Genomic DNA, 7,389 nt, shown 5'->3' with positions numbered 1-7,389 from the left:
TCGATCATCCTACTCCAGTTGGTTTATGGCCGAGTATCAGAACATCCGTACTGGCCGACACCGTGCCTTCGTTCTTCACGCCCACTTGGTTTTCGTGACGAAGTACCGGCACAAGGTCTTCAAGGACGCCCACCTGACGCGCATGGAAGAGATCATGCGGGCCGTCTGCGCCGAGTTCGCATGCGAGCCGGTCGAGTTCAACGGCGAGAACAACCACGTCCACCCGCTCGTGAACTTCCCGCCGAAAGTTGCCCTGTCCAAGCTGGTCAACAGCCTCAAGGGCGTCAGTTCCCGCAGGCTCCGCCAGGAGTATCCGGAGCTGGTCCGACACTACCGGCGGGCACAGAGGCTGTGGTCCGGCTCGTACTTCGCCGGGTCGGTCGGCGGGGCTCCACTGTCGATCGTGAAGCAGTACATCGAGCAGCAGAACCGGCCCGTCCGAGCAGAGGCCGACAGTGCGGACCCGTGCGCACAGCGCGAGCCAGACCACTTCTCAGAATCGCCTCACCACCGGACTAAAGCCCGGTGCACTGCGATGAGACCCGGTAGCTGAACAGCGCCGCGGCGGCCGCCCCGCACACGGCGAGCACCGCCGACACCACGGACACCGAGTCCATCGATCCCCCCGCCTCCCGGCGCCACCCCGAACGGCCAGATTATCGAACGGTGCTTCGGGGGCGGGCGGACCGGGGAGAAACCCGGGGAAAACCGATGGAGCCGCGCGGGCGGGCGCCGTTACGGTGCTCCCGTCCGCAGGCGGCCCGCCGTGCTGCTTCTGGTCCTCTTCCCACGGGAACGGTGTAGCCCCATGACCAAGACCTGGGCCGTCGTGCCCACATGCCCCTCGATCGCCCTCCTGCACCGCCGCGGGTTCGGCGCGGTCCGGCTCCGCGTACCCGGTCTGCCCCGGATGCCGCGCGGCACGCACCGCGCCGACCGCCCCGCCTGGCAGTCCCCGTACGGTCCCCCGTCCCACCGCAGCCACCGCGGCCGCTGGGCCCCCGAACCGGGCGTGGCCCGGACCCTGGCCGCCACCTACCGCGGCGTCCTGTGCAGCCGCTGCGACTGACCCGCCGCGCGGCGGGTGGCTAGGGTGAGCGGCATGAGCGAGGGGTACGCGGACGACGCCGAGGTGGCCGCGGCCGCGGCGCGGGCCGGGGCGGATCTGGTGCGGCGGATGTACGGGCGGCGGCTCGCCCGGATCGACAAGGGCGGCGGGGACTTCGCCACGGAGGCGGACGTGGCGGCCGAGGAGCGCATCCTCGGCGTCATCCGCGCCGCGCGCCCCGGGGACGCGGTGCTCGGCGAGGAGGGCGGGCGGCGCGGCGCCGCCGACGCGGCACGCCAGTGGCTGGTCGACCCGCTGTGCGGCACGCTCAACTACGCGGTCGGCACGATGCTGGTGGCCGTCAACGTGGCGCTGCGCGGCGGACCGGCGGCGGTGGCCGACCCGTTCGGCGGCGAGGTGTTCGTCACGGACGGCGCCACCGCCCGCCTCCGGCGCGGCGGCCCCGACGGGGACGCCCCGCTCACGCCCACCGCCGCCTCAGGACTGGTGGACGTCAACCTCGACCCGCCGTTCCTGCACGCCCCGGACTTCCATCCGGCCGCCCTGCTGGCGCACCCCGCCTTCGTCAGCCACTTCCGGCCCCGGGTGGGGTCCACCAGCCTCGCCCTGGCCTGGGTCGCCGCGGGCAAGCGCGCCGGCTACGTCACCGACGGCCCCGACCTGACCGGCAGCGTCCACTTCGCCGCGGGCATCGCCCTGTGCCGCGCCGCGGGCTGCGTGGTCACCGGCATCGACGGCGCGCCCCTGGGCGAGACGGTCGGCGGTCTCGTGGCCGCGGCCGACCGGGAGACCCACCAGGCCCTGATGTCGGCGGTCCGAGGCTGACCCGGGCGCCCACGTACCCGTACGCCCCACCTCCCCACTCCGTGCCAGGAGGACCCGTTGGAGAGCATCACCAAGAACCGGCAGTCGCCGGCCGCGCTCCGCGCGATGGTCGAGCGCGCGTACGGACCCGCGCAGGTCCCCGAAGGCGAGGACTGGGCCGAGGAGTTGGGGTTCGGCTGGTTCAACGCCGCCTACCGGATACGGCTGCGCGACGGCGCCCGGGTCGTGGTGAAGATCGCCCCGCCGGCCGCGGTGGAGGTGCTGACGTACGAGCGCGGCGCGATGGACACCGAGCTGGCCGCCATCGAGTTGCTGCGCAAGCACACCGAAGTACCCGTCCCCCGGGTGGACTTCGTGGACCGCAGCCGCGAACTGTGCGACAGCGGCTACTTCTTCATGGGCCACGTCGACGCGGACAACCTCGCCGTCCTCGCCGAAGGGCTCCCCGCGGCCGAGCGCGACGCCTACATGGAGCGGCTCGGCGCGCTCAACCGGGAGATCAACGCGGTGCGCGGGCCCGGGTTCGGCCCGCTTTCCGGGCCGCCGGAGCCGAGTTGGCGGCGCGCCTTCTCCCGGATGTTCGAGGACATCGTGGCCGACGGCGAGCGCCGCGCGATCGACCTGGGCCGGGGGTACGACGAGATCCGCGCGGTGCTGGCCGCGCACGCGCCCGCGCTGGACGAGGTGACGGAGGCGCGCCTGGTCGAGTGGGACCTGTGGATAGGCAACGTCATGGTCCGCGACGGCGCGATCTCGGCCGTCCTCGACCACGAACGGGCCTTCTACGGCGACCCGTTGATGGAGTGGGGGTTCACCGGGCACCAACTCCCCGCGTTCGGCGACTCGTCGGCGTTCCTCCGCGGTTACGGCATGCCCGAGCCGACCGGGGACGCGCTCGTACGGCGCCGGCTGTACTGCCTGTACGTGGCGCTGGTGATGGTGGTGGAGACGTACTACCGCGGTCACACCGAGGAGTCGGCGCGCGACTGGGCCCGGGAGCGGCTGGCGGAGTCGATGGCGCTGTTCGGCTCCGCCTGACCGTCGGAGCCGGAACCGGAGCCGGACCCGGACCCGGACCCGGCGCCCGTGTCGGCGCGCAGCACCCCCGCCGCCGGCGCCGCGACCGCGCACAGCACCGTCAGCAGCAGGAACGCGTGGTTGAGCGCCACCACGTGGGTGAGCCAGCCGATGACGGCCGGGCCGGAGAGCATCCCGAGGTAGCCGATCCCGGAGACCCGGGAGACGTTGGTGCCCGCGGCCGCGGGGTCCACGCGCCCGGCGGCGCTGAAGAGCTGGGGCACGCACCCGGACAGGCCGAGCCCGAACAGCGCCCACCCGGCGAAGGCCGCCCACAGCCAGGGCGCGAGGGCGACCACGGTGATCCCGGCCGCGGCGGCGGCCGACCCGTACCGCAGGACGGCCAGCGGCCCGAAGCGGCCGGAGACGCGGTCGGCGAGCAGCCGCCCGAGGGTCATGGCCGCCGCGTAGGTGCCGTAGCCGATGGCGGCGACGTCCGAGGGCGCGCCGAGGACGTCCTTCAGGTGCAGGGCGCTCCAGTCGTTGGCGGCGCCCTCGGCGAGCATGACCATGGCGGCGAGGAGGGCGAGCACCCAGATCCGGCCGGGCGCCTTGCGCCGTCGCGCGGACGCCGCGGGTACGACCTCGGGCGCGGTCCCGGATACGACCTCGGGCGCGGTCCCGGATACGGCCCCGGGCACCCCCTCCGCCGGCAGCAGCCCGCGCGCCGCCACCACCGCGACCACCACCCCCACCGCCCCGGACACCCCGAGCGTGGCCGCCGGCCCCGCGCCGGCGCCCGCCGCGCCCGCCGCGACGAGAGAGGCGAGGACCCCGCCGACCGAGAACGTCGCGTGGAAGGCCGACATGACCGGCCGCCCGTACGCCTTCTCCACGTGCACCGCGTGCGCGTTCATGCTCACGTCCAGGCAGCCGTCGAAGAAGCCGAACACCAGCAGCGCCCCGGCCAGCGTCCACGGGTCGCGCGGCAGCCCGGGCAGCACCAGGGTGGCCGCGCACAGCGCGGCGGAGACGGGTACGACGACGCGCGCGCCGATCCGGTCCGACAGGCGGCCGGCGACCTGCATCCCGGCGAAGGCACCGAGCCCCAGCAGGACGAGCAGCAGGCCGAGGGTGGCGTGGCTGATGCCGGTGCGCTGTTCGATGGCGGGGATGTGCACGACCCAGGTGCCCATCAGGGTGCCGCACAGGACGAAGTACACGAAGGTCGCCGTGCGGGCGGACCGGAGCGAGCGTTGCATGCCCACACCGTAACGACCATCGTGCGTGTTTGAAAAGGGCATCTTCGAACAGTTTGCATGTGCGTTCCGCGGTGGTGTTCAATCGCCGTATGAGCAATGCGGACCGCCACCGGCTGATCGCGCGCGAGGTCGGGGCGGCGGGGTCGGCCACGGTCCAGCAACTGGCGGAGCTGACCGGCGCCTCCGAGATGACCATCCGGCGCGACCTCGACGCCCTCGCGGCCCAAGGCGTGCTCGAACGCGTCCGCGGCGGCGCCCGCACGCTGCTGCTGCGGGGCGAGGAACCGCCGTTCGCGCTGCGGCTGAGCGACGCGGTGGACGCCAAGCGGCGGATCGCCGCCGAGACGTCCGCGCTGATCGCCGACGGCGAGACCGTCGTGCTCGACAGCGGCACCACCTGCCTGGAGGTCGCCCGCCTGCTGCGCGAACGGCCCGTCACCGTCGTGCCGTTGTCGCTCCAGGCTATCCGCCTGTTCGGCGAGCAGCCCGGCCCGGCCACCCTGCTCGTGCCCGGCGGGCAGCCGCGCGCCGCCGAGGGGGCCCTGACCGGCCCGCTCACCCTCGCCTCGCTGGCGGCCCTGCGTTTCGACACCGCCGTCATCGGCTGCTGCGGCCTCAGCGCGGCGGAGGGCCTGACCGCGTACGACCTCGACGACGCGGCCGTGAAGAAGGCGGCGATCGGCGCCTCCCGGCGGGCGGTCGTGGCGACGGACGGCGGCAAGCTCGGGCACACCGCGTTCGCCTTCGTCGCGGCCGCGGACCGACTCCCCCGCCTCGTCACGGACATCGACGCGCCCGCGGCGGAGATCGCCGCGCTCGAGGAGGCCGGGACCACCGTTCACACGGTCTGAGCCTGCCGCGCCGGCCGGACGGTGGGCAACCGCGGCGGGCCGCGGCGCGTCCCCGTCAGGAAACGCCCCCGACCAGGCGAAGGCCCCGTTCCATGACGCAGCACGACCGCCCCGCACCGTCCGATCCCCCGCAACGAGGCGCCGCCGCCACGGTGTTCGCGGTACTGCGGCGGCAGCGCGGCGCCCTCGTCCGGGCGACGGCACAGGTCGTCGGGCTGGCCGGGCTGGCCTGGCTGCTGCTGACGGCCGCCGTGTTCGCCTGCTCCTGGCCGCTGTTCACGCACATGCGCAACCAGCGCAACTGGTACCACTACGTCGAGGACCCGTACGTCCACGACCACACCGGGCTGGCGAAGGTCGCGCTCGGCACGCTTCCGCTCTTCCTGCTCCTGCTGGGAATCGCCAGCGCGGCCCTGCAAAGCGCGTGCTCGCGGGCCGTCACGGCGGCAAATACCGTACGGCCGCCAGGCGTTGAGGCCGAGCCGGGCGCTGCTTCGGGCCGCACCCGGATACCGGCCCTCCTCACCGTCTACACGCTGCGCGGGCTGATCACCTGGCCCCTGGTGCCGCTGGCCGTCGTCGCCGCGCACGGCCTCTTCGGCTACCACCCCAACGGCCGCGACGCCCACACCTGGAGCAACACCCTCCTCACCTGCCTGCTGGTGCTGGCCGTCCTGGCCGCCGTCCTCCTGCGCGTCGGCCTCGCCCTCGCGCCCGCCGCCGCTGCCGCCGGCCTCAACGCCCGTGCGGCGCTGCGCCGTTCCTGGTCCCAGGTCTGGACCCGCGCCGGAGCCGGCCGCGTCCTCGCCCTCACCCTGCCCGCCGCCGCGCTCTGCGCCCTCCTCGCGCGCCTGGCCACCCAGGTCGCCCTCCCCGCCCGGCCCGCCGTGCGCCACCTCCTCGCCGACACCACCGGCAACTTCTTCGCGGGCTACTACGCGGGCATCCTCGCCCCCGTCATCCTCGGGCTGCTCACCGCCGCCGCCCTCACCTACCCCTTCACCTGCACCGCCTTCGCCACCCTCCACGACCGCCTCAGCCGACCGCCTCGGGCGCGGGTGCGGCGCGCCGCAGGCGCAGCAGCAGGGCCACGGCGACCCCGCCCGCGACGGCGGCCATGACGGCGCCGGCGATCACATAGCTGTGCCCGATGCCGGCCGCGGCGGTCAGGGGCGCGGTGATGACCGGCGAGACGAACTGCCCGAGGAAGGTGGTGCAGACCCGGGCCCCGATCACCCGGCCCTTGGCCGCCGGGGGCGTCACCGCAAGCATCCAGGAGTTGAGGTTCGGGATCGCCGAGCCGAGCCCGGCACCGGTCAGGATGAGCGCGGCCACCAGCACCGGATACGACGACGCCGTGCCGAGCAGCACATACGCGGCTCCCAGCAGGCCGAAGGTCAGTACGGTGACGCGTTCGTACGGCATCCGCTGCGCCAGCCGCCGGTACACCAGGGAGGACAGCGCCCAGGCCACGCCCACCACGGACAGCAGCGCGCCCGCCCTGAGGCTGTCGCCGTGGTGGAAGGAGGCCAGGTAGAAGGGGAGGTAGACCGGCACCATGAAGTAGCCGACCATGTTGACGAAGAGCAGTACATAGGTGAGGGCGATCGTCCCCGTCGCGGCGGGGGGCACCTCCGCCTGCACGGCCCGGGCAGCGGCCGGGGCTGCGGACACCGGGGCTGCGGACACCGGCGCCGGGTCGTTCGTGCTCCGCGGCTCGCGGATCAGCACCACCGCCGCCGGCACCAGCACGAACCCGATCCCGTACAGCAGGAAGGGCCAGCGCCAGCCCTGGTCGGCCAGGAGGCCGCCGCTGAAGACGAACACCACGTTGCCCAGCGCCATGAACAGCGACTGCCGGCCCATCGCGCGGCCGATGCGGTCACGTGGCGTGTAGTCCGCGATCAGCGCGGTCGCGCAGGTGGACACGCCCGCGACGGCGGCGCCGAGCAGCAGCCGGGAGAGCAGGATCGCGTAGAGCGAGTGCAGCAGGAAGCCGGCGCAGCCGGCGGCGCCGTAGAGCACCAGGGAGGCGATGAACAGCGGTCTGCGGCCCCAGCGGTCCACGATCTGGCCGCTGGGAACGGCGAACAGGCCCGCGGTGAGCGCCGGCACCGTCAAGGAGACCTTCACCAGATAGTGCCCGTGCGGCGTGTCGGCGAAGACGTGGCTCATCTTCGGCAGCGAGGCCGCGATGGCGGTGGTCCCGATGATGGTGATCGCACTGGCGACCATCAGCAGCAGTTCCCTGAGCCTGGCCTGGAGGCTTGACGGCATTCCCAACTCTCCGTGCTTCATGGGCGGTTGCGGGGTCTTCCCGCGGTGGGCCCGGCTTCCGGGGGCGGAGCCGGGCCCGCCGCGGGGC

Annotated in this window: 7 protein-coding genes and 1 pseudogene; 6 read left to right on the top strand and 2 right to left on the bottom strand. The window is 73.9% G+C overall.

All coding sequences use genetic code 11. The annotated features are described in order from the left end of the window. Positions 1 to 25: 25 nt before the first annotated feature. The 4 genes and pseudogenes from tnpA to AC3EVP_RS04530 all read left to right on the top strand — a co-directional run. Positions 26 to 436 (top strand): annotated as a pseudogene (gene tnpA / locus AC3EVP_RS04545) (IS200/IS605 family transposase); the annotation flags it as partial. Positions 437 to 808: 372 nt separating this feature from the next. Further along, positions 809 to 1,069 carry a hypothetical protein gene (locus AC3EVP_RS04540; protein ID WP_335977074.1) on the top strand — a complete coding sequence of 87 codons (261 nt, stop codon included), beginning with the start codon at positions 809 to 811 and terminating at the stop codon, positions 1,067 to 1,069. 33 nt (positions 1,070 to 1,102) lie between these two features. Beyond that, a complete protein-coding gene (locus AC3EVP_RS04535) occupies positions 1,103 to 1,894 on the top strand; it encodes an inositol monophosphatase family protein (protein ID WP_435126242.1) in 792 nt (263 codons plus the stop codon). Positions 1,895 to 1,951: 57 nt separating this feature from the next. Continuing rightward, a complete protein-coding gene (locus tag AC3EVP_RS04530) occupies positions 1,952 to 2,932 on the top strand; it encodes a phosphotransferase family protein (protein ID WP_435126239.1) in 981 nt (326 codons plus the stop codon). Here AC3EVP_RS04530 and AC3EVP_RS04525 read toward each other — a convergent pair. Further along, entirely contained in the window at positions 2,857 to 4,173 is a 1,317-nt protein-coding gene (locus AC3EVP_RS04525; RefSeq protein WP_435126237.1) for an MFS transporter, read from the bottom strand. The genes AC3EVP_RS04530 and AC3EVP_RS04525 overlap by 76 nt on opposite strands. An 89-nt stretch (positions 4,174 to 4,262) precedes the next feature. Between AC3EVP_RS04525 and AC3EVP_RS04520 the strand changes: the two genes are divergently transcribed. Further along, a complete protein-coding gene (locus AC3EVP_RS04520; RefSeq protein WP_435126235.1) occupies positions 4,263 to 5,024 on the top strand; it encodes a DeoR/GlpR family DNA-binding transcription regulator in 762 nt (253 codons plus the stop codon). A 92-nt stretch (positions 5,025 to 5,116) separates the two neighbouring features. After that, the gene (locus AC3EVP_RS04515) at positions 5,117 to 6,145 is read left to right on the top strand and encodes a hypothetical protein (protein WP_435126233.1); all 1,029 of its coding nucleotides are present in this window, start codon (positions 5,117 to 5,119) and stop codon (positions 6,143 to 6,145) included. Here the strand turns inward: AC3EVP_RS04515 and AC3EVP_RS04510 are convergent. After that, positions 6,060 to 7,301, bottom strand: coding sequence for an MFS transporter (locus AC3EVP_RS04510; protein WP_435126231.1), 1,242 nt, complete (start codon positions 7,299 to 7,301; stop codon positions 6,060 to 6,062). The genes AC3EVP_RS04515 and AC3EVP_RS04510 overlap by 86 nt on opposite strands. Positions 7,302 to 7,389 lie beyond the last annotated feature (88 nt).

This window comes from Actinacidiphila sp. bgisy144 (genome assembly GCF_057708105.1).
The sequence above is the reverse complement of the archived record's forward strand: the minus strand, read 5'-3'. Positions and strand labels throughout refer to the sequence as shown.

Coding starts and splice junctions, on each gene's coding strand:
- AC3EVP_RS04540 (WP_335977074.1), top strand. CDS start 809: ATGACCAAGACCTGGGCCGTCGTGCCCACATGCCCCTCGATCGCCCTC.
- AC3EVP_RS04535 (WP_435126242.1), top strand. CDS start 1,103: ATGAGCGAGGGGTACGCGGACGACGCCGAGGTGGCCGCGGCCGCGGCG.
- AC3EVP_RS04525 (WP_435126237.1), bottom strand. CDS start 4,173: ATGCAACGCTCGCTCCGGTCCGCCCGCACGGCGACCTTCGTGTACTTC.
- AC3EVP_RS04520 (WP_435126235.1), top strand. CDS start 4,263: ATGAGCAATGCGGACCGCCACCGGCTGATCGCGCGCGAGGTCGGGGCG.
- AC3EVP_RS04515 (WP_435126233.1), top strand. CDS start 5,117: ATGACGCAGCACGACCGCCCCGCACCGTCCGATCCCCCGCAACGAGGC.
- AC3EVP_RS04510 (WP_435126231.1), bottom strand. CDS start 7,301: ATGCCGTCAAGCCTCCAGGCCAGGCTCAGGGAACTGCTGCTGATGGTC.